Genomic DNA, 21,238 nt, shown 5'->3' on the forward strand with positions numbered 1-21,238 from the left:
TTTCAATTGTGATTGAATATTTTTAGAGAGGGGAACATATGTCTTGGAATTTTGATGAAAAATCTCCCATCTACGCACAAATTGCACAGCATATCAAAATGCAAATTGTCAGTCAAGAAATTAAAAGTGGTGATCAATTACCAACAGTTAGAGAGTATGCAGAAAATGCAGGTGTTAACCCAAATACTATGCAACGGGCTTTTACAGAATTAGAACGTGAAGGCATGGTTTATTCGCAACGCACCGCAGGACGATATGTCACTGATGATCAAGAACTGATTTCTCAAAAAAGACGTGAACTTGCCAAAGAAGAGCTAGATTCTTTTGTAACAAATATGTCTAAAATGGGTTTCAGTAAAAATGAAATTCTTCCAGTTTTAGAGGCCTATATAAAGGAGGACAAATAGTATGGGACACTTGTTACAATTGCACCATGTTTCTAAATCCTACAAACGAAAAAATGTTATAAATGATCTAACACTTACCATTCCACCAGGAAAGATTATCGGTTTACTTGGTCCAAATGGAAGTGGAAAGACAACTTTAATTAAATTGATTAATGGTCTAATTCAACCAAATAAGGGTGAGATTGTTATTGATGGATTTAGACCATCAATTGAGACAAAAAAAATTATCTCATATCTTCCAGATACATCATACCTTCGTGAAGATATGAAAATTGCTGATATTGTTGAATTATTTGCTGATTTCTATAATGATTTTGATAGAGCAAAGGCATACAGTTTATTTAGAGATTTAAATCTAGACTTGGATGATCGTCTAAAAAATTTATCCAAGGGTAACAAGGAAAAAGTCCAATTAATATTGGTTATGAGTCGTAAAGCAAAACTATATATTCTTGATGAACCAATTGGTGGAGTCGATCCTGCTGCCCGTGATTATATTTTAAAGACTATTATTAACAACTACAGTGAAGATGCTTCAGTACTGATTTCAACCCATCTCATTTCTGATATTGAACCAATATTGGATGAAATTATTTTCCTTAAAGATGGAAATGTTCATTTAAGCGGAAATGTTGATGATTTAAGAGAAAGTCATAAACAATCCATTGACTCACTCTTTAGAGAAACTTACAAAGTATAGGAGGCACTATGTTTGGAAAACTATTAAAATATGAGTTCAAATCTATCGGTAAATGGTATTTTGCGATAAATTTAGCAATTATTGCCATTGCAGGTTTACTCTCAGTAACCATTAAATGGTTGGAAATTGGCAGCAAACCTCAAAGTGCCACATTGTCACTGCTCAACCAACTCCTACCATTAGCCCTAAGTCTAATATTTGGATCACTAATTACTGGTTCACTCTTAGCAACATTGTTAATTATCATCAATCGTTTCAATAAAAATATTTTCGGACGAGAAGGATATTTAACAATGACTTTACCCGTCTCAGAACATCAATTAATATTATCGAAACTAATATCATCTTTAGTATGGGGATTCTTTAATGGATTGATTTTAATTCTAGCAACACTAATTATGGTCATCCCCCAAGTATCATCGAGGGAAATTAATGGTGTAATTAAAAATGTTAGTGACATAATAATGAAAAACCCATCAACCAGCGTTCAAATAGCTGTCTATTACCTATTATCTGCTATTGGAAGCGTCTTATTAATCTATTTAGCAATTTCAATTGGACAATTATTTGCTAATAGACGTGGCTTAAAAGCGTTCATTGCCTATTTTATCATTACTATCGCTGTAAGTATCCTCTTAGCATTTATCAACTTCCAAATTTTTGATATAAAAACTACTAATTCTAACCTGATATTTAGTCAAAGGTTTTATTTAATTGGAATTGTTGAAACACTGATTGAAACCATTATTTTCTATCTAGCTACATATGGAATTATCAAATACAAACTAAATTTACAATAAAAACTTTAACCTTTTAGGGTTAAAGTTTTTTTGTTATAAATCCTATTTAATAAACCACCTAATTAAATCCTCTCCGAAAATAAAGAGATAACTATACCCAATAATTGAAATAGGTTTAAAAATCATGATTATACTTAAAAATCGTTTAGAGGACATGTTTGTTAAGCCAGTAATCATAACCATAATATCGGCAGGTGATATTGGTGAAGCCATGCATAAAATAAATAATTTCTCATACCCTGGTGTTTCAAGCTTTCGCTCATAACTGTAAAAAGTTTTCTCATCCACAAATAATAAGATAAACTTTCTCCCATATATTTTAACAATAATAAACAATAGGTAACTGCCAATAATAATTCCTATATAATTATATATAAAACCCTCAATAGGTCCAAAAATGAGAAATCCAGCAATAGTTGTCAGTCCACCAGGTATAACTGGAAATACAATTTGGAAAATCTGAACAACGATAAAAATAACCGGACCCCAAAATGGATAGGCCATTACTAAATCCTTAAGGGCATTCCTATCATTCAGAATCCCTAATCGATAAGCCCACAGGACAAGGAAAAAAGTACCTACCAAGGCTAATAAACCTAATATTTTAAACAATTTTTGCATAAATTTATAGGTTTTTGAATTTTGATCTTTCATAATTTTATCATACCATAAGCAAAGATATTTTGCTATCTAATTTATTTTTTGTTATAATACTACAAGTAAGTTAAACTTACCCTTTATATTAAGGGGTTGTTACGGATTCGACAGGCATTATGAGACATGTTTTGCGACCCATCGGCAGATGTAAAATGCCAGTTAAATATAACTGCAAAAAATACAAACACTTACGCTTTAGCTGCCTAAAAACCAGTTAGCGTGACTTCAACAAGATTGCTTGTGTCCTGTTAGAAGTCTCAAAATAGCAAGCTACGCTAATGTGTCCGTCTAGCCACCTTAGAAGAGATTAATAGACTCGCATCTTAATGGCTTGAGTTATGTGTCCTTAGTATGTTAAATTAATACATAACCTATGGTTGTAGACAAATATGTTAGCAGATGTTTGGACGTGGGTTCGACTCCCACCAGCTCCATCTCGACTTCTAAAAAGTCACCCGTAACTTACCAGAATCTTGATTTTTCAGGGTTCTTTTTTGTTTCTACAGTTCTACTTAGCTAATATTATTTAGACCTACATGTATTATGACAATTATACTTAAATTTTTCATAATATCATATTACAGATGTTATGTTAGGAATCAATATTTTTAAATCCTTAAATTAGTTGATTAAAGAAAATACTCATTTTCAGGGCTACCAAGTCGCAAGTAGTAAAATACAAGAAAAATAAAATATGATATAATAATAGTAACTATTTAGATTTGGAAACCGATTATGACTATAAAAAAATTAGTAACTATCCTTTTAATACCAACAATTTGCCTTGCTGTTGCCGCATGTTCCAATAAATCGGATAAAGAAAAAAGTAAAGATGATAAAACTGTCTTAGAAAACAAAAAAAATCAAGTTGCACCTCAACAAGATAAACGTTTAGCATTTGATAAGATAAAAGTTGCCTCAGCAAAAGATCAATTCAAAGGTGGCTCTACGCTTGAAGAATTAAAAGTACTCTATGGCGAGCCAACTAAACATGAACAAAAACCGGCTGGAAATGTCAAATTAGACATCTACTCTTGGACCTTTGATCGTGTTGAAATAACAATTAATATGTTTCAAAATTCAACTATTGTTAAATCAATTGCTAACTTTGCCTTTACACGAGATTTGAAAATATCACTCAAAGACTACAATAAATTAAAAAATGGAATGACTTATAATCAAGTAACTAAAATCTTAACTGAACCAGATGATTATACTATGGCTTCTTCTTCTGAAAGTGATCAAATCCAAGCAATTTGGATCTCTGGATTAAAGACGAATAATCGTAGTGCTAATATCACTCTTATATTTGAAAATGATAAATTAGTAAGTATGTCACAAAAAAGTTTAATGAAATAAAAAAAGAAGATAGAATGTTCTATCTTCTTTTTTTGTAAAATTTGAGATTGGCCAGTAAAAAAGACATTTTTATAAGACATTTTTAGTTTTTTTCTATCCACCTTGAGAGAATCGAACTCCCATCTCAAGAACCGGAATCTTACGTGATATCCATTACACTAAAGGTGGTAACACCTTAATAGTATACCATATAATAGATAAATTGAGAAGATGGATAAATGATTTTTTTAGACAAAAAAAGCTAAGAAATCTTAGCTTTTACTTGATTATAATTCAATATCACCGAACAAGTCAGCCATAGAGAAACCAGTTTGAGTTTCTGGTAATTCATAATCACGTTTTTGTTCACGTTTTGGACGACGTGGACGTGATTGGCGTTCGCTGTTGTTGTAGTTGTTTTCGCCTTCAGCTTGTGCAGGACGTTCTTCAAGAGCTTTGATTGAAAGTGATACACGTTCATCAGCAGCATTAACTTCAAGAACTTTAACAGTAACTTCTTGACCTACAGAAAGTACATCTTTTGGATTTTCAACACGGTTGTGAGAAATTTGTGAAATGTGAACAAGTCCATCAATTCCAGCTAAAACTTCTACGAAAGCACCAAAGTCAGTTAAACGTTTAACTTTACCTTCAACTACATCGCCTTGAGCAAGTTTTTGTTCAACACCATCCCATGGTCCAGGGGTTGTAGCTTTAAGAGAAAGTGAAACACGTCCAGCTTCTTCGTCAATTGAAAGTACTTTAACTTCAACTTCTTCACCAACAGAAACAACTGATTTAGGTGAAACATTACGTTCGTGTGATAATTCAGTCACGTGTACAAGTCCATCAACACCACCAAGGTCGATAAAAGCACCAAAGCTTGTTAAACGAGCAACTGTACCAGTTACAACTGAACCCTCAGAAAGTTTAGAGAAGACTTCTTGGCGAGCTTCTTTAGCTGCTTCTTCAATAACTTCACGACGAGACAAAATGAAACGGTTTTCTGCTGCGTCAACTTCTTTGATTTTAGCTTCAAATTCTTGACCAACAAATTTTTCAGTGTTACGTACGAAACGAGTGTCAATCATTGAAGCTGGGATAAATCCACGTAATCCTTCAAATTCAACTGAAAGTCCGCCTTTAACAGCGCGTGTACCTTTAACAGTAACAACTTCACCTTCGCGACCAACAAGTTTGTCCCATGCTTTACGAGCTTCTAAACGTTTTTTAGATACTAGGAAAGTAACTGTATCAGTGTCTTTACCTACAACTTGACGAAGAACAAGCACTTCAACAGTGTCGCCAGCTTTAACAAAATCGTTGATATCAGCATCACGATCGTTAGTCAATTCGCGAAGAGTTAACACACCTTCAACGCCAGTACCATCAATAACAACGTTTGCTTGACCGTTATCAACTGTTAAAACTTCCGCAGTGACTACATCACCTGGGTTTACTTCGCTAACACTGTTTAGCAAATCTTCAAATTCATTCATTCTAAAAAATCCTCCAACAAAAGCTAGCTTCAACTAGCTTTTGATAACAATATATTTTCTCAAGGTAGCCCGCAACGACATGTTTATCTTTGACGGTCTCAGCTTCCACTGATACCTTTGACTGGGGTAGCTGGATTCGAACCAACGCATGAGGGAGTCAAAGTCCCTTGCCTTACCGCTTGGCTATACCCCAAAAAATGGAAAGAGAGGGATTCGAACCCCCGAACCCGAAGGAGCGGATTTACAGTCCGCCGCGTTTAGCCTCTTCGCTATCTTTCCATAGCAACAAAAACTATTCTATCATAGATTTTGTGTCTACGCAAGTGTTTTTGACCACTTTTAGTGATTCAAATTATAGCTTTCAATGATGTTTTCAACAGCTTGTTCCAAAGTCTTGAAAAAACTTTCAACTGTCGATTTTTTCAAAACTGCAAAGCGATCATCCAACTCTGCAATCTCACCAACAAGTCTTTTTCCGATTAGTAATTGATAACCATCAACTTTTTTGCCTTCAAGTTCAACTTTACTTTCGACCAGTTGAATTTCAATTTTTTTATCTTTTTTACTCATTTCTTACCTCACTTTTATCATTTTACACAAAATTAAATGAGCTTGCAAGAACAAGCTCACTAAAATTAATCAACTTTGACAATCCAACCTTCAGGTCCCTCGATATCTCCAAATTGAATCCCAACCAACTCATCATATAATCGACGCGTAATCGGACCAACTTCTGTTTCACTATAAAACACATGAAACTTATCTTGATATTGTATACCACCTATTGGTGAGATAACTGCGGCAGTACCGCAGGCTCCCGCTTCCACGAACTGATCCAAGCTGTCAACAGGAATATCCGCTTCAATGGCCATCATTCCCAGACGCTTCTCAGCAAGTTCCAAAAGGGAATACTTGGTAATCGATGGTAGAATTGAGGGACTAATCGGAGTGATAAACTGATTATCTTTGGTAATACCGAAGAAATTAGCTGCTCCTACTTCTTCAATTTTAGTATGAGTTGCAGGGTCAAGATAAATGACATCAGAGTATCCTTGCTCTTTTGCACGTTTACCTGGTAAAAGAGATGCAGCATAGTTGCCTCCAACTTTAGCAGCTCCAGTTCCGTATGGAGCTGCTCGGTCAAAATCTGTTGCAACAATAAAGTTTGAAGGTACAAGACCGCCTTTAAAGTAAGCACCTACTGGCATTGCAAAGATAGTAAAAATATATTCGTCTGCTGGTTTTACACCAATAATATCACCAACACCAATTAACAATGGTCGTAAATACAGGGTTGCTCCAGTCCCATAAGGTGGAACATAATCTTGATTAGCAGTGACTACTTGTTTAGCAGCATCAATAAACATGTCAGTAGGCACTTGCGGCATCAATAAACGATCAGCTGTGTCTTGTAATCGCTTCGCATTTTGATCAGGTCTGAAAAGTTGAATCGAACCTGTTTTAGTCCGGTAAGCTTTCATTCCTTCAAAAGCCTGTTGACCGTAGTGTAATGCAGGTGAACTTTCTGAAATATGTAAGGTAGAATCCTCACTTAATCTTCCTTCTTGCCACATACCATCTTTAAAATGTGCAATATATCTAAATGGTAATTTATGATATGCAAATCCTAAATTTTCCCAATCCATTGTTACTGACATAAGCCACCTCATTTCTACTTTTTTATATTGTACACTAAAAACGAAATTATTCAAACATTTTTTATTTTCTGAATTTATCATATACAATAAAAAGAGTTGCCTCTTTTTATTTTAGTCTTGCTGAGAAGACCTCTTGGTCAGAAATTGCATCGGAAATGAAGGAACCATTACTTGTTCGGTCAGATAGATTTAGATTATTTAACTGAACTTCATAAACTTGACCTGTTTTTGAAGTAACCTCTAAGACAGACGCTGCTTCTGTTTCTTCTTCTGGACTTGTAAATAAATCTATCTTACTAGATTTAAGACTTCCTTTTACGCTATCAGCTAAGAAGACACAGTGTGGTTTACTCTTTAATTCTCTTAATACGAGTAAGCCCCGATTGGCACGACTGGTTTGCGGAATATCAGTAATTGCAACACGTTTTAAACTTCCTCGTTGGGTTAAAACAAAGAAACTATCAGACTGAACAATGAAAGCAGATGCTATGTAGTCATCATTTTTTAAGTTCATTGCTTTGACGCCAGCTGATTTTAAGCCTTGCACGGGAACCTCTTGGCTTGAAAATCGCAAAGCATAGCCGTTATGGGAAACCAAAGTGATATCTTCAAAGAAAATTGGTGAAATGCTTATTATGCGATCTTGATCATTTTTGATTTTAGCATATTTAGTTGATTTTGAACGGTGTGTTCGCCATGGTGCTAAATCTTTTCGTTCAAAACGTTTGATTTGTCCTAATTGGGTGACTGAATAATAAGTTCCTTTTGTAAATTGATCAACAATTTCAACATGTAGGACTTCTTCATCGGTTCCGTAATTGGTAATAGTTTGTGATAAGTGTTCACCAGTGTCCTTCCAACGGATATCAGTTAATTCATGGATTGGACGGTAGATCACATTTCCAAGATTTGTGAAAATGAGTAGATGCTGAGTTGTCTTAGCAGCTTCAACAAATACCAATTGATCATCATCACGTTTTCCAATTTCATCAATACTTGAAGCATTAAATGATCTTGGACTGGTCCGTTTAAGATAACCACTACGGGTTACACTTACAAAGGTTTCTTCCTCAACAATGAGACTAGCTGTGTTAATTTCAATTGTCTCTGCTTCAACTTGTAATTCTGAGCGACGCGCATTAGCAAATTTTTTCTTAACTTCACGAAGTTCACGTTTCATCACATTAAACATAGTTGCTTCATTACCAATGATTGCTGCCAACATTGTAATCAAATCACGTAATTCTTTTTCCTCATTTTGCAAGGTAACGATATCTGTGTTTGTTAAACGATAAAGTTGTAGGGTCACAATTGCTTCTGCTTGTTCTTCAGAAAAATCATAAGACAATTTTAAGTTTTCTTTTGCATCACTCTTATTATCAGATGCTCTGATAAGGGCAATCACTTCATCCAAGATTGAAAGGACACGTATCAAACCTTCAACAATGTGTAACCTTTTTTCAGCCTTTTCTTTATCAAACTGTGAACGTTTGACAATAATATTCTTACGGTGGGCAATGTAAGATGACAGAATTTTAATCAGACCAACTTGTCTTGGTGTGTAGTTGTCAATTGCCACCATATTGAAGTTATAGTTGACTTGCAAGTCAGTATATTTCAAAAGATAATTTAAGACGTTTTGAGCATCCGCATCTTTTTTCAATTCAATAGCAATCCGTAATCCAGTACGGTCTGACTCATCACGAACTTCAACAATACCTGGAACTTTATTGTTGACACGGACATCATCAATTTTCTTAACTAAAACAGATTTATTAATTTCATAAGGGATTTCTGTCACAACAATCTGTTGTTTACCACCTTTAAGTGTTTCAAATTCTGTTTTCGAGCGGACAATAACACGTCCTTTACCAGTTTCATAGGCTTTTTTAATTTCCTCTGCACCTTGAATGATTCCTCCAGTAGGAAAATCAGGACCAGGTAAAAATTCCATCAGCTTGTCGAGTGATGCTTTAGGATGGTCAATCATGTAAACGACAGCGTCTATGACTTCAGCTAAGTTATGTGGTGGAATATCCGTTGCATACCCCGCTGAGATACCAGTTGCACCATTGACCAAAAGGTTAGGGAAAGCGGCTGGTAAAACAGTTGGTTCTTTTTCGGTGTCATCAAAGTTCCAAGCAAAAGGAACTGTTTTTTTCTCAATATCTTGTAAGAGATAGCCAGAGATTTCGGATAGGCGAGCCTCTGTATAACGCATTGCGGCAGGTGGATCACCATCCATGGAACCATTGTTACCATGCATTTCAACAAGGGTTTCTCGATTCTTCCAGTCTTGAGACATCCGAACCATGGCATCATAAATAGAACTGTCACCATGGGGGTGAAAGTTACCCATGATATTTCCGACAGATTTTGCTGATTTACGGTAACCTTTCTCAAAGGTATTGCCGTCCTTGTTCATTGAATAAAGGATACGACGTTGAACAGGTTTCAAGCCATCCCGAATATCAGGAAGAGCCCTCTCCTGAATAATATATTTGGAATAACGCCCAAAGCGTTCTCCCATAATGTCCTCTAAGGACATGTTTTGTACGTTTGACATAAATTAAGATACCAAGCCCGTCAGTTGCCAAGTAAAAATAGGAAATTGCCAGTTCATCCTGATGAGCTAGGAGATTTATCTTTTTTACACAGCAACTAGGGCGGGTTCAATTCCTTTCTTTTGTTTTGAAAAGAGTATTGTATTTTGAAAGGATTATACTGAGCAGAGGGTTTAGCCTTTGTTCAATTCCTTTCTGTAAATTTGAAAAGAGGTTGAATGGTTATTAATTAGAATCTGATCTCACCAAAGGGTGGATTCAATTTCATTTGTGGTGAAAAGAGCATTTTTATTTCTATCTGAATTTGAGATAATTCATGCTATTAAACATCCAAAACTGAATTCTCTTCCAAAGTAAATTTAACATTGTCTTCAATCCATTGGCGGCGTGGTGCTGCTTTATCCCCCATGAGGACGGATACTCTGCGCTCTGCATGCGCTAGATCATCGATTGTGACACGAATCAAAGTTCTTGTTTCAGGATCCATAGTTGTTTCCCAAAGTTGATCGGCATTCATTTCACCAAGTCCTTTGTATCGTTGAAGCATGGCTCCTTTGCCAAATTCTTTACGAAGATCATCTAATTCGCCATCGGTCCAAGCATAGGCAATCTTCTCTGATTTTCCTTTGCCCTTAGACATTTTATAGAATGGTGGTAAGGCAATATAGACGTGGCCTTCTTCAACAAGCGGACGCATGTAACGATAAAAGAAAGTTAATAGGAGGGTCTGAATATGGGCACCATCGGTATCGGCATCGGTCATGATGATGACTTTGTCATAGTTAATATCCTCAATAGAAAAATCAGCACCAACTCCAGCTCCAATAGTATGAATCATGGTATTGATTTCTTCATTCTTGAGAATATCAGCCATTTTCGCTTTTTCTGTATTTAAGACTTTACCACGGAGCGGCAAGATAGCTTGGAACTTACGATCACGACCTTGTTTAGCTGAACCTCCGGCAGAATCCCCTTCGACCAAATACAATTCGTTTTTCTTTGGATTCTTAGATTGGGCAGGCGTTAACTTACCAGATAAAAGCCCCTTGTCCTTCTTGTTCTTCTTGCCGTTTCGTGATTCATCACGCGCTTTACGGGCAGCTTCACGAGCATCTCTTGCTTTAATCGCTTTGCGGATAAGATTGGAAGCCAGTTCACCATTTTCCAACAGGAAGTAAGTTAACTTGTCTGATACAATCCCATCAACTACAGGCCTAGCCAATGGCGAGCCAAGTTTATCTTTGGTTTGTCCCTCAAATTGCAAGTGCTGCTCTGGAACAAGAATTGAAAGAACGGCAGATAGTCCTTCGCGGTAATCTGAGCCTTCCAAGTTTTTATCTTTTTCTTTGAGTAAATTAGTCTTTCTGGCATAATCATTCATTACTTTAGTAATGGCTGCTTTCAAACCAGTTTCATGGCTACCACCATCTTTTGTACGAACGTTATTGACAAAAGATAAGATATTATCAGAGAACCCATCGTTGTACTGAAGAGCAACTTGAACTTGAAACTCTTGATCTTGCCCTTCAATATAGATAACCGGTGTTAAGGTTTCTTTATCTTCATTCAAATACTCAACAAAGTCCTGCACACCATTTTCATAATGGAATTCTTCAACAACTGGTTCATCACCCCGCAAGTCTGTCAGCGTCATTTTCACATCTTTAAGAAGGAAAGCTGACTCTTTTAGACGTTCAGCAATCGTATTAAACTTAAAGTCGATGGACGAAAAGATGGTTTCATCAGGCATAAAAGTAACTGTTGTACCAGTTTTTGATTTTGGAGCAGTCCCAATTTTTTTAAGGGTAGAAACTGGTTTCCCACCATTTTCAAATCGTTGTCGATAAACTACGCCATCTCGAGTGATATCAACTTGTAACCAAGCTGACAAAGCATTTACTACAGAAGAACCTACACCATGTAGTCCGCCTGAAGTTTTGTAGCCACCTTGTCCAAATTTACCACCCGCATGCAAGACAGTAAAGATAACTTGGACAGTTGGAATCCCCATGGCATGTTTACCAGTTGGCATACCACGTCCACTATCTTCAACACTAACAGAGCCGTCTTTGTTAATGGTAACTTTAATAGCATTACCAAATCCCGAGAGAGCTTCATCGACAGCATTGTCGACAATCTCCCATATTAAATGATGAAGCCCAGTACCATCAGTTGAACCGATGTACATCCCTGGACGTTTTCTTACAGCATCCAAGCCTTCTAAGACTTGAATGGCATCATCATTATAATTATTTATAGTTATTTCTTTTTTAGCCAATTCTGACCTCCAGATTTTTTCATCTTTCTTATCTTACAAGTTTTTTTAAGATTTTGCAAAGTTATTTTTTTCTTTCCTAAAAAATTTCCTAAAATAGTCGCACAATTATCCTTTATGGTATAATATGGCTATGACTTTACTATTATTAATTATTATTGCCTATTTCTTGGGATCAATCCCTACTGGTTTATGGATTGGCCAACGTTTCTTTGGTATCAATTTACGTGAAAATGGTTCAGGAAATACCGGCACAACCAATACTTTTCGAATTTTAGGAGTTAAGGCTGGTCTTGCGACTCTAGCAGTTGATGTGCTTAAAGGAACTCTCGCAACTTTATTACCTGTCTTAATTGGATATACAGCAATCTCACCACTTGTCATCGGCTTCTTTGCGGTCCTTGGCCATACTTTTCCAGTCTTTGCAAAATTTAAAGGTGGTAAGGCTGTTGCAACAAGCGCAGGCGTTTTACTTGGCTATGCACCACTTTACTTTATCTTCTTAGTCCTTGCATTTGTGATTATCCTCTACCTCTTTAGCATGATTTCACTATCAAGTATTTCTGTAGCTATTATTGCTGTGATTAGTGTCTTAACTTTTCCAGCTATGCATTTTCTATTACCAAGCTACAATACCTTTTTAGTTGTCATTGTCTGCTTACTAGCAGCAATTATTATCTACCGTCATAAAGACAACATCCAACGGATTCGGCAAAAAGAAGAGAATTTAGTCCCATGGGGGCTCAACCTCAGCAAACAAAAACAAGATTAAAGCAGAGCAATTAGCTCTGCTTTTTCTTATTCAGCTTCTTGATAGACCACTTGTCCTTTACAGATTGTGTATTTAACTTTACCGACTAGTTCTTCACCGACAAATGGTGAGTTACTGGCTTTTGAAGCAAAGTTTTCAGTGATTCGTCGTTTTTCCTTATCAGCGAAAATAACCAAGTCTGCAGGGCCATTCTCCGCCACATAACCAGCTTCAAAAGAATAAAGTGATGCTGGATTAATGGTCATTTTAGCTAAGAAATCCATTAATGACAAATGGGCGGTTTCAACCAAGTGGGTTAACCCTAATGAAAGGGATGTTTCGAGGCCAGTCATTCCTGAAGGTGCTTCCCATATTTTGTCGACAGCCTTCTCATCTCGGTGATGAGGCGCGTGGTCTGTGGCAATAACAGAAATCACACCCGACTTAAGCCCTTCAATTACTGCTTGACGGTCACTCTCAAGACGCAATGGCGGATTCATCTTAGCATTAGCCCCTGCAGTCAGCAATAGCTCTTCCGTTTTTGAGAAGTGCTGAGGCGCCACTTCAGCCGTCACATTGGCGCCAATGGCTTGCGCAAATTCAACTACTTTGACTGATTCGGCTTTTGACAGATGTTGGATATGAACGTGGGCTTTACTGTCGTAAGCAATCATCACATCTCTCGCAATCATACTGTACTCTGCAACCCCAGTGGCACCACAAAAATGATAGTGTTGTTGAGCTATATTTTCGTTAAACCCAAGAACGCCATTCAAAGCAGGATCTTCTTCATGCAGAGCAATGAAGGTATTATTTTCACGGGCTAAGTCAAAAGCTTCTTTTAAAACTTTTGAACTTTCTAAAGGGATGCCATCATCTGAAAAAGAGACTGCACCAGAAGCCAGTAAGCCTTTAAAATCAGTCAAGTTTTCGCCATCAAAATTGGTCGTTACGGAAGCATTTGTATAGATGTTAATCTTTTCTTTGGCAGCACTAGCTAGCACTTCTTCCAAGACCTCAACAGTTGAAATGGCCGGATTAGTATTAGCCATCATTACTACTGATGTCACTCCTCCAGCTGCCGCAGCAAGGGCACCAGTATGAATATCTTCCTTGTGGGTTTGACCAGGTTGTCGAAAATGAACGTGAATGTCAACCAAACCAGGTGCAACAATATAACCTGAAGCATCTATGACTTCAGCACCAGCTTTTTCAATTGATTCAGCAATCTCAACAATTTTATCGTCTTCAATTAAGATATCAACTGGCCCATCAAAATCCGATTTAGGGTCAACTAATCTACCATTTTTTATTAATAACATCTCTACTCCTCTAAAAAACTTACAACTTAGCTAACCAATCAATAGGCTTAATGCCATGATCTTCCAAAAAAGTATTGGTCTGTGAGAATGGTTTACTACCAAAAAATCCCCTATATGATGATAATGGACTTGGGTGTGCACTTTCAATAACTAAATGTATTGGATTGGCAATTAATTTTTTCTTCTTGCGAGCATAGCCACCCCAGAGGATAAAAACAACAGGGCTTTCTTTTTCATTTAAAACTTTAATAACGGCATCTGTAAAGGGTTCCCAAATTTGTCCTGCATGAGCGTTAGCTTGGTGTTCAGGAACAGTTAGGCATGCATTCAGAAGCAGAACACCTTCTTTTGCCCAAGGAGTTAAGTCATGATGGTCACGATGCCCAATGTCGGTCGTCAATTCTTTTAAAATATTTTGCAAAGATGGTGGCGCAGCGATTTCCTCCGGAACAGAAAAAGAAAGGCCTTGAGCTTGATTGGGTCCATGATAGGGATCTTGACCAAGAATTAATACCTTGGTTTGGTCATATGGTGTTGCTCTCAGTGCATTAAAAACTTTTTCACGGGGTGGATAGATAACTCCTTGACTATAAACCTTATCCAGAAAATGATTAATCTCTGAAAAATAGTGCGCTGGTAAATGGGCTTTAATTGGCTCTTGCCATCCTGAATCTTTCATAAACACCGACCTTTCAAACTTTCTATTAGTCACATTTTACCACAAATCTGATAGAAAATCCCTTGAATTCAAAAATTCAAGAGGAATAATCGGTTTTTCTTAATATGCTAGTTTTTCTTCAATCACAGCCTGTGATTTTTCCAAAACGATTGTAATTCCCCAATAGATCAAAGCAACTAGAATATACATAGACATGTAGTCCCATTCACGACTACCAATGATTTTAGCATTCTGAAAAATGTCCGGTACCGTAATCATCGCTGTCAATGAAGAGCTCTTGACCATATCAATGATGACATTACCAAGTGATGGCACAGCAATCCGAAAAGCTTGTGGCAAAATAACTTGTTTGACGATACTAGCATAAGGTAAGCCTAAAGCACGCGCAGCCTCCCATTGACCAAAATCGACCGCTTCAATTGAGCCTCGGAACACCTCGGCCATATAAGCAGCGCTGACCATGGTAAAGCCAATCAAAGCGCATAAGAGTGCTGGCAATTGAAAACCGTAATAAGGTAGCCCAAAATAGAGGACAAAGAGAACCACAATCATTGGTACTCCCCGCATAAAGGAAACGTAAAATTTAATCAGCTGCCTTAGCCAAGTTTGTTTAGATCTGCCTAGGAGAGCTAATATCAACCCTAAAAATAATCCTGAGGTAAAACTTAATAGAGAGATTCCTAAAGTATAAGGAAGGCCACCTAAGACATAACCTAAGCTTTTCCAAATTAATTCTAAATTGATCAATCATGCTACCTCTCTTTACCTATTACTCAACATCTTTAGTGTCAATTACAGGAATCTTTTTATCTCTACCAAATGGTACTGTTAAGTCTTGACCACCATAGTAAGTTTCAGATATCTTTTTCAAGCTACCATCTTTTTTCATGGCTTTAATAGTCTTGTTGATTTCTTTTAATAGACTATCATCATTTTTACTCATAACAATCCCTTGTTCAGTTGGATTATATTGAACATCAGCCATTTTTATATTCATTTTTGGATTTTGTGACTTCATAAAATCAACAAACAATTTTTGAGCAGGGTAATCATTTGGAATAAAGTCTGTACGTCCATTAGCCACATCATTTAAGTAAACATCATTGGAAACATTGTCATAGGAAACTAGTTTTGCACCAAGTTTCTTAGCAATTTTCATTGATTCTGTTCCTTCAACACCAGCAGCTTTTTTGCCTTTCCAGTCACTCAAGTCTTTCTTGGAAATACCTGAAGTACCATCTGCACGAACAATTAATCCACCAACCCCATATTTATAAGGTTCAGACATATTGTATTTAGTAGTACGTTTTTTTGTGATATCAAAGTTATTGATTGATAAATCAACACGACCACTGTCTAGAGATGTAAACGCTTGATCAAAACCAGTTTCAACAAATTTAACCTTAACATGAAGACGTTTAGCAACTTCTTTCATCATGTCAACTTCATAACCAACTAGTTCATTTTTATCATTCATATATGAAGTTGGTTGGTAAGTTTTAGGGGTACCAACGGTAATAACGCCTTTTTTCTCAATCTTATCCCAAGAACTTGTTTGAGAAGATGTATTTGAAGAACAAGCTGACAAAGTCAAAGCAGCAAGTCCTAGTCCAACTAATGCATAGTGTCTTTTCATTAAAAGAGACTCCTTTTCTTTAATAAAATTAGTATAGCACTGTCAGTTTAAATATAAAATGATAATGCTTACAAAAAAAGAGAAGCTATCCTATAATAGACTTCCCTTTTTAAACATGTATTATATAAAAATAAGATTATAACATTAATTTTCCATTATCTTCGAAGAGTTGTGCTACTTGCAAAAGAAGATCTTCTCTTCCTTTAGCAGCCATGAATTGTATACCCAGTGGTAATCCTGACTTGGTTTGGTGCGTTGGTAAATTAATTGCTGGTTGCCCAGTCAGATTCGCTAGGGGGGTATAAGGATTCAAAGCAAGGCCTGGTCTAAACATCTCTGTCACCAATTGCATCTGCTCAGCAGGCATAAACTTTTCAGCATTGGCCAATTTTTCCAACAATTGAGGACTAGGATTAATTTGACCATGTTTGGGCGCAACGTCATGAGTTGTCGGCGTGAGCAAGAGATCATAAGTCTTATGAAAAACGTCCATAATAGCACTGTAGTTATCCCAAACATGCATCATGGCTGTGTAATCTTTAGCCAAAATCATTTGTCCACTTTGATAGATAGCCCAAGTCATCGGCTCCATATCAGCCTTAATAACTGGACGACCCAAAAATTTCTCAATTCCTGCAAACATACTCGCCGTCTCAACTGAATTCATCACATAATAATGAGAAATCAATTCTTTCATATCAATTGGCGCAGACTCTAGTTCCACAGCCTCATATCCTTTGTCTTTAAGAAATTGCACAGCATTAAGCACAGCTTGCTTCGCCTCAGAACCAAGATCAGTACCATCAGGATTCTTAGTCAAATAGGCCACCTTCATATGTGGTAATTGACTATCAAACAGCTCTTCCTTTGTCAGAATTGGCAAGGGAAATGGACTCTCCAACTGACAATCTTGCAAGTAGTACAATAAATTTCTCGTATCGCGAACAGATTTAGTAATGGCAAACTGGACCGCTGCCCCCTGCCATCTACGGTAAGGATTGGGACCGGATGGAATTCGTCCACGTGATGTTTTCAAGCCAATCAAACCATTAAATGAAGCTGGAATCCGAATTGAGCCACCACCGTCACTTGCTGGTGAGATAACTGTTATGCCGGCCGAAATTAAAGCTGCCGCAGCTCCTGATGAACCACCTGCATTACGGCTTTTATCGAAAGGTAAATTAACAATGCCAAAAGTCCGACTATCAGAGATATTTTTAAAGCCATATTCTGGTGTATTGGTTTTACCTAATATAATAAAGCCTAAATCTTCTAAAGCCTGAACATAATAGTCTGTCTTACTTGCAATAGTGTCTTTAAACAAAATTGAACCTGAACCAGATAATTCATCTTTCATATCCATCCCCAAGTCTTTTAAGTAAATTGGGACACCAGCAAAGGGTTTATCTGTAAAGTCACGTTTATCAGCCTCTTTCAAAGCCTTTTCATACCTAGTCGAAATGATGGCATTAATGTCTGGATTCAATGCATTTGCTTTTCTAATAGTGTCCATTACTAATTCTTTAGGACTAACTTGTCCAGCTCGTACGGCCTCAGCCATAGCAGTTGCATCTTTAAATTCCATGTTTTAGTATTCTCCTACTAATTTAACTTTCTGACTATCTAGAATATGACCCTCAATAGCATTCATGAGGTGATTTAAATAAAAGCCATTTTCTAACTCTAAAACTGAATCCAAGGCATAGACCACCAAATGATAGTCATGATCCTTATCAGGTGGTTTGGGGCCAATATACTGTTGGTCGATTGTCTTCACTTCAGCAGAGAAAAAATTGCTAACTAATGAATTTTTTCCTTCCAAATGCTCCTTATTCTCAAGAGAAAAATTTCTAGCAATAGTGCACTGGTCGGTTTTAACATTGGCAACTAACCAATGGATGTAAGGAAAACCACAAACAGGAACGGCATCATAATCAATTAAAGTCCAGGCCAGTGATTTTGTTCCATTTGGTAGCTCCTCTATAGAGAAAGGAAAGGATGTAACAGCCATTCCAAATTCTGTTACTTGGGCATTTTTAGCATAGTCATCTGGGATAATTAAATTATTAAATGGAAAATTTACTTTCATTCTTAAGTCCTCAATCCTTTAAAGAAAATCTAGTCATTATACTGGAATTGGTTCACTATAGACCATTTGGTCATCTAAATCAAAATAAGTACAGGTTTTTACTAACAAGTCAACATCCCACTTATAGATACCTGCATCAGTAGTATCCTTACAAAAGGTTGAAAAATCAGTTTGACCAGATTGGTGCAATTTTAACTGTTGCATAAAATAATCTTTATCTAAATTTTCAGCAACCGCTTCAACTTGAAAGGCTGCCATTGCCACTTGATTACCATCTTTATCATTATAAATAGCTTTCCCATCTTTAATGTTAACAGTATTGCTAACCATTCCTAGATCTAGAAAAGCTTGTACCAACATTGGAAAATTACGGCCGCCAAATTCCTCTTGAGCCTTTGTTATAGCATCTTTAGTTATCATTTTCTCTCTCCTTTATTACGTCAGTTATACCATAAAAGAAGATAAATCACCATTACTTAACACGGTCGAAAACTAGCATCAGTTTTCAGAAAAAGATGGGTTATCAGATTTTAAAGCGTTCCAGTAATAAGCTGCTTCCTGATAGCCTTGATGTTCATACATATCCCGATTTTCTTCTTCGGAAACAAGGATTAATTTTTTGAAATATTGGGCAGCAGTTCTCTGTAAAGCAGAACCAATTCCTTTACCACGGTAGTCTTCAATCAAAGAAAAATCATCGATCTCTATATATTCTCCATATTCCCAAGCAGTCACATCTCCAACTAATTTTTCACCATCTTTAGCAACATAGATTCGAGACCCTTTTTCAGGCAAATGCATGCGATTGTATACTAGCATCTGCTTAGCAAAATCTTCACCATAAACCAAACTTTGTTGGTATTTCAAATCAAGATAGTCAGAAAAATCTGAAGCATGTAATTCCTCAATGGTAATTGATCCAATATCTTTTTGACTAAGTTTTAAATTACTAAACTGATTTGTAAATATAATATGTCGCGAAAACTTAAAGCCCTCTTTCTCCAAGTACTCTTTAATCTCTAAATCAGGGTAATAATTCTCTGGAAAATTAAACATAATATATTTGTGCGGGTAATTAATTTGCTCCTCTTTTATATAGTCAATATCTTTAGCCAACTCCTCAATATTTGGGACAAGCTTATAATCTATATAGTTGGAATAATAACGTTCAGAAAGAATATCATCCTTCATGTGAGTAAAACGGTCAGTATCTAGATATGGCATCTTATTTGTATTTAAAAGTTCTTTATATCCCATTGATCAGAATCTCCTTCAATTTACATTGTCACATCTAATTATAACACTCTCCAACAAAAAAAGCAGGAAGCACCTGCCCTTTTACTTATTTATGCCAATTTTCTTGGTCCTCTTTAAATTTCTTTAAGAGCTGTAAACCGTCAGCATCAATGTAGCCTTTAACTTTAGCCACTCTAATTAACTCTGAGTAATTAGACAAAGTAATTAACTCGATCCCAGCCTCTCTGAAACTAGCTGTTGCTTTTGGAAGTTGATAAGTGAAGATAGCAACAACTCCTAGGACTTCTGCTCCTTCCCGAATAGCTGCCGCAGCCGCATCTAATACCGATCCGCCAGTTGAAATTAAATCTTCAATGATAACCATTTTTTGACCAGGCAAGACACGTCCTTCAATTTGATTACCAGCTCCGTGATCTTTTGGCTTACTACGAATGTAAGCAAAAGGTAAGTTCATTTTATCAGCAATAATAGCACCATGAGGAATACCAGCTGTTGCTGTACCAGCAATCACTTCAACCTCTGGATAATGCGCTTTAATTGTTTCAACAAAGCCATTTTCAATGATGGTACGTGTTTCAGGGTATGATAAGGTAATTCTATTGTCTGTGTATATGGGGGATTTGATACCAGAAGCCCAAGTAAATGGATCTTCAGGTTTTAAATAAACAGCTTTAATATCAAGTAATTCAGCAGCAATTTGAGATGATAATGGCATAATAGGCTCCTTTGGTGTTATATAGAGTAAATAAATTTCTTAAGCATTCCATTCAGCTTTAATGGCATGGTATGAGGCCACAGGATCGTCTGCAAGCGTGATTGGACGACCAACAACAATATAGTCACTACCAATTGTTTTAGCTTGACTAGGTGTCATAATACGCTTCTGGTCACCAATATCAGAACCAGTTGGACGAATGCCAGGGGTTAAACAAACAAAGTTATCTGGCGTTACTTCTTTAATTGCTTCAACTTCATGTGCTGAACAAACGACACCGTCTAATCCGGCAATTACAGTCCGTTTAGCATAATGTAAAACAGATTCTAGAAGTGTCGATTGAATGTTCTGATCTTCACGCATCATTTCTTCACTGGTTGACGTTAATTGTGTCACTGCAATCAAGATTGGACCTTGACCTAAGCCCTTACGCGCAGCTTGGAGCATTTCAACACCACCAGCAGCTTGGACGGTTGTCATATCAATCCCCATTTTTGACAGAACTTCCATTGTCGACATAACGGTGTTAGGAATATCGTGCAATTTCAAATCAAGAAAGACGCTGTGACCAAGCGCCTTCACATAGCGAACAATTTCAGGACCTACGGCGTAGTAGAGTTCCATCCCTATTTTGACATAAAGCTTTTCTTCTTTGGGAAATAAACCTAAAAAAGATTTCATTTCTTCAAATGACGGGAAATCAAGAGCAATAATCGGACGTTCTTCGTGCATGGAGTTTTCCTTTCTGGGCTATCCATTTTAGGGATAAAAAAACCTTACTTCCAAAGAAGCAAGGTTACCGAAAAGTTGGCGTGCAAATGCACCCTTTTTGTCATGTAACCTTAGGAGCCTCTCTGGACTTTTTTAAAGGTATCAAATTTTCTCCTTATT

The 21,238-nt window shown here is 36.7% G+C and carries 21 protein-coding genes, 3 tRNA genes and 1 other RNA gene; 6 read left to right on the plus strand and 19 right to left on the minus strand.

The annotated features are described in order from the left end of the window. Positions 1-38: 38 nt before the first annotated feature. Genes MKY69_RS05990 through MKY69_RS06000 form a run of 3 tightly spaced genes read left to right on the plus strand, consistent with a single transcriptional unit; the run spans position 39 to position 1,907 of the window. Entirely contained in the window at positions 39-407 is a 369-nt protein-coding gene (locus MKY69_RS05990) for a GntR family transcriptional regulator (protein WP_003105858.1), read from the plus strand. Between the two features lies 1 nt (position 408). Then, a complete protein-coding gene (locus MKY69_RS05995; protein ID WP_003104040.1) occupies positions 409-1,107 on the plus strand; it encodes an ABC transporter ATP-binding protein in 699 nt (232 codons plus the stop codon). An 8-nt stretch (positions 1,108-1,115) separates the two neighbouring features. Further along, positions 1,116-1,907 (plus strand): ABC transporter permease, encoded by a 792-nt coding sequence (locus MKY69_RS06000; protein WP_103344478.1) that lies wholly within the window; start codon positions 1,116-1,118, stop codon positions 1,905-1,907. A 42-nt stretch (positions 1,908-1,949) separates the two neighbouring features. On the opposite strand, the gene MKY69_RS06005 is transcribed toward MKY69_RS06000, so the two are convergent. Then, positions 1,950-2,561, minus strand: a complete 612-nt coding sequence (locus MKY69_RS06005) for a TVP38/TMEM64 family protein (protein WP_340791150.1) — start codon at positions 2,559-2,561, stop codon at positions 1,950-1,952. Between the two features lie 92 nt (positions 2,562-2,653). Here MKY69_RS06005 and ssrA point away from each other — a divergent pair. Both ssrA and MKY69_RS06015 read left to right on the plus strand, forming a co-directional pair. After that, positions 2,654-3,001: a transfer-messenger RNA gene (gene ssrA / locus MKY69_RS06010) on the plus strand. Positions 3,002-3,299: 298 nt separating this feature from the next. Beyond that, positions 3,300-3,923 (plus strand): DUF3862 domain-containing protein, encoded by a 624-nt coding sequence (locus tag MKY69_RS06015; protein WP_340791151.1) that lies wholly within the window; start codon positions 3,300-3,302, stop codon positions 3,921-3,923. A 96-nt stretch (positions 3,924-4,019) separates the two neighbouring features. On the opposite strand, the gene MKY69_RS06020 is transcribed toward MKY69_RS06015, so the two are convergent. From MKY69_RS06020 to parE, 8 genes are all read right to left on the minus strand, one after another. Next, positions 4,020-4,091: transfer RNA gene (locus MKY69_RS06020), tRNA-Arg, on the minus strand. A 98-nt stretch (positions 4,092-4,189) separates the two neighbouring features. Further along, positions 4,190-5,401 carry a 30S ribosomal protein S1 gene (rpsA, locus tag MKY69_RS06025; protein ID WP_340791152.1) on the minus strand — a complete coding sequence of 404 codons (1,212 nt, stop codon included), beginning with the start codon at positions 5,399-5,401 and terminating at the stop codon, positions 4,190-4,192. A gap of 121 nt (positions 5,402-5,522) precedes the next feature. Further along, positions 5,523-5,594 (minus strand) — tRNA-Gln (locus MKY69_RS06030). A gap of 5 nt (positions 5,595-5,599) precedes the next feature. Next, a tRNA-Tyr gene (locus MKY69_RS06035) sits at positions 5,600-5,680 on the minus strand. Positions 5,681-5,740: 60 nt separating this feature from the next. Further along, positions 5,741-5,971, minus strand: coding sequence for a DUF2969 domain-containing protein (locus MKY69_RS06040; RefSeq protein ID WP_003104102.1), 231 nt, complete (start codon positions 5,969-5,971; stop codon positions 5,741-5,743). Positions 5,972-6,036: 65 nt separating this feature from the next. After that, entirely contained in the window at positions 6,037-7,059 is a 1,023-nt protein-coding gene (locus MKY69_RS06045; protein ID WP_003102933.1) for a branched-chain amino acid aminotransferase, read from the minus strand. Between the two features lie 106 nt (positions 7,060-7,165). After that, positions 7,166-9,625, minus strand: coding sequence for a DNA topoisomerase IV subunit A (parC, locus tag MKY69_RS06050; RefSeq protein ID WP_340791153.1), 2,460 nt, complete (start codon positions 9,623-9,625; stop codon positions 7,166-7,168). Between the two features lie 320 nt (positions 9,626-9,945). Continuing rightward, positions 9,946-11,901: a DNA topoisomerase IV subunit B gene (parE, locus tag MKY69_RS06055; protein ID WP_340791154.1), complete on the minus strand. Its 1,956-nt coding sequence runs from the start codon at positions 11,899-11,901 to the stop codon at positions 9,946-9,948. A 130-nt stretch (positions 11,902-12,031) separates the two neighbouring features. Between parE and plsY the strand changes: the two genes are divergently transcribed. Next, positions 12,032-12,670, plus strand: coding sequence for a glycerol-3-phosphate 1-O-acyltransferase PlsY (gene plsY, locus MKY69_RS06060; RefSeq protein ID WP_340791156.1), 639 nt, complete (start codon positions 12,032-12,034; stop codon positions 12,668-12,670). 26 nt (positions 12,671-12,696) lie between these two features. Here plsY and MKY69_RS06065 read toward each other — a convergent pair whose 3' ends face one another. The 10 genes from MKY69_RS06065 to pyrF form a co-directional block, all read right to left on the minus strand. Continuing rightward, on the minus strand, positions 12,697-13,971 hold the full coding sequence (locus MKY69_RS06065; RefSeq protein WP_340791157.1) for a dihydroorotase: 1,275 nt from the start codon (positions 13,969-13,971) through the stop codon (positions 12,697-12,699). Positions 13,972-13,990: 19 nt separating this feature from the next. Then, complete coding sequence (locus MKY69_RS06070) at positions 13,991-14,650, minus strand: uracil-DNA glycosylase (RefSeq protein WP_340791158.1); 660 nt, start codon at positions 14,648-14,650, stop codon at positions 13,991-13,993. A gap of 99 nt (positions 14,651-14,749) precedes the next feature. Beyond that, positions 14,750-15,397 carry an amino acid ABC transporter permease gene (locus MKY69_RS06075; RefSeq protein ID WP_003104874.1) on the minus strand — a complete coding sequence of 216 codons (648 nt, stop codon included), beginning with the start codon at positions 15,395-15,397 and terminating at the stop codon, positions 14,750-14,752. Between the two features lie 22 nt (positions 15,398-15,419). Further along, positions 15,420-16,286, minus strand: coding sequence for a transporter substrate-binding domain-containing protein (locus tag MKY69_RS06080; protein WP_340791159.1), 867 nt, complete (start codon positions 16,284-16,286; stop codon positions 15,420-15,422). A gap of 136 nt (positions 16,287-16,422) precedes the next feature. After that, positions 16,423-17,871 carry an amidase gene (locus MKY69_RS06085; protein WP_100084008.1) on the minus strand — a complete coding sequence of 483 codons (1,449 nt, stop codon included), beginning with the start codon at positions 17,869-17,871 and terminating at the stop codon, positions 16,423-16,425. Positions 17,872-17,874: 3 nt separating this feature from the next. Further along, positions 17,875-18,375 (minus strand): YbhB/YbcL family Raf kinase inhibitor-like protein, encoded by a 501-nt coding sequence (locus MKY69_RS06090; protein ID WP_003103412.1) that lies wholly within the window; start codon positions 18,373-18,375, stop codon positions 17,875-17,877. Positions 18,376-18,411: 36 nt separating this feature from the next. Next, entirely contained in the window at positions 18,412-18,795 is a 384-nt protein-coding gene (locus tag MKY69_RS06095) for a DUF1398 family protein (protein WP_340791160.1), read from the minus strand. Positions 18,796-18,873: 78 nt separating this feature from the next. Next, positions 18,874-19,632, minus strand: coding sequence for a GNAT family N-acetyltransferase (locus MKY69_RS06100; protein ID WP_003105616.1), 759 nt, complete (start codon positions 19,630-19,632; stop codon positions 18,874-18,876). 85 nt (positions 19,633-19,717) lie between these two features. After that, positions 19,718-20,347, minus strand: a complete 630-nt coding sequence (gene pyrE / locus MKY69_RS06105; protein ID WP_340791161.1) for an orotate phosphoribosyltransferase — start codon at positions 20,345-20,347, stop codon at positions 19,718-19,720. Between the two features lie 39 nt (positions 20,348-20,386). Next, a complete protein-coding gene (gene pyrF / locus MKY69_RS06110; RefSeq protein ID WP_003102931.1) occupies positions 20,387-21,079 on the minus strand; it encodes an orotidine-5'-phosphate decarboxylase in 693 nt (230 codons plus the stop codon). Positions 21,080-21,238: the final 159 nt, after the last annotated feature.

The sequence above is a fragment of the Streptococcus sp. FSL R7-0212 genome, from assembly GCF_038007985.1.
Classification (GTDB): Bacteria; Bacillota; Bacilli; order Lactobacillales; family Streptococcaceae; genus Streptococcus; species Streptococcus parauberis.

Coding starts and splice junctions, on each gene's coding strand:
- MKY69_RS05990 (WP_003105858.1), top strand. CDS start 39: ATGTCTTGGAATTTTGATGAAAAATCTCCCATCTACGCACAAATTGCA.
- MKY69_RS05995 (WP_003104040.1), top strand. CDS start 409: ATGGGACACTTGTTACAATTGCACCATGTTTCTAAATCCTACAAACGA.
- MKY69_RS06000 (WP_103344478.1), top strand. CDS start 1,116: ATGTTTGGAAAACTATTAAAATATGAGTTCAAATCTATCGGTAAATGG.
- MKY69_RS06005 (WP_340791150.1), bottom strand. CDS start 2,561: ATGAAAGATCAAAATTCAAAAACCTATAAATTTATGCAAAAATTGTTT.
- MKY69_RS06015 (WP_340791151.1), top strand. CDS start 3,300: ATGACTATAAAAAAATTAGTAACTATCCTTTTAATACCAACAATTTGC.
- rpsA (WP_340791152.1), bottom strand. CDS start 5,401: ATGAATGAATTTGAAGATTTGCTAAACAGTGTTAGCGAAGTAAACCCA.
- MKY69_RS06040 (WP_003104102.1), bottom strand. CDS start 5,971: ATGAGTAAAAAAGATAAAAAAATTGAAATTCAACTGGTCGAAAGTAAA.
- MKY69_RS06045 (WP_003102933.1), bottom strand. CDS start 7,059: ATGTCAGTAACAATGGATTGGGAAAATTTAGGATTTGCATATCATAAA.
- parC (WP_340791153.1), bottom strand. CDS start 9,625: ATGTCAAACGTACAAAACATGTCCTTAGAGGACATTATGGGAGAACGC.
- plsY (WP_340791156.1), top strand. CDS start 12,032: ATGACTTTACTATTATTAATTATTATTGCCTATTTCTTGGGATCAATC.
- MKY69_RS06065 (WP_340791157.1), bottom strand. CDS start 13,971: ATGTTATTAATAAAAAATGGTAGATTAGTTGACCCTAAATCGGATTTT.
- MKY69_RS06070 (WP_340791158.1), bottom strand. CDS start 14,650: ATGAAAGATTCAGGATGGCAAGAGCCAATTAAAGCCCATTTACCAGCG.
- MKY69_RS06080 (WP_340791159.1), bottom strand. CDS start 16,286: ATGAAAAGACACTATGCATTAGTTGGACTAGGACTTGCTGCTTTGACT.
- MKY69_RS06085 (WP_100084008.1), bottom strand. CDS start 17,871: ATGGAATTTAAAGATGCAACTGCTATGGCTGAGGCCGTACGAGCTGGA.
- MKY69_RS06090 (WP_003103412.1), bottom strand. CDS start 18,375: ATGAAAGTAAATTTTCCATTTAATAATTTAATTATCCCAGATGACTAT.
- MKY69_RS06095 (WP_340791160.1), bottom strand. CDS start 18,795: ATGATAACTAAAGATGCTATAACAAAGGCTCAAGAGGAATTTGGCGGC.
- MKY69_RS06100 (WP_003105616.1), bottom strand. CDS start 19,632: ATGGGATATAAAGAACTTTTAAATACAAATAAGATGCCATATCTAGAT.
- pyrE (WP_340791161.1), bottom strand. CDS start 20,347: ATGCCATTATCATCTCAAATTGCTGCTGAATTACTTGATATTAAAGCT.
- pyrF (WP_003102931.1), bottom strand. CDS start 21,079: ATGCACGAAGAACGTCCGATTATTGCTCTTGATTTCCCGTCATTTGAA.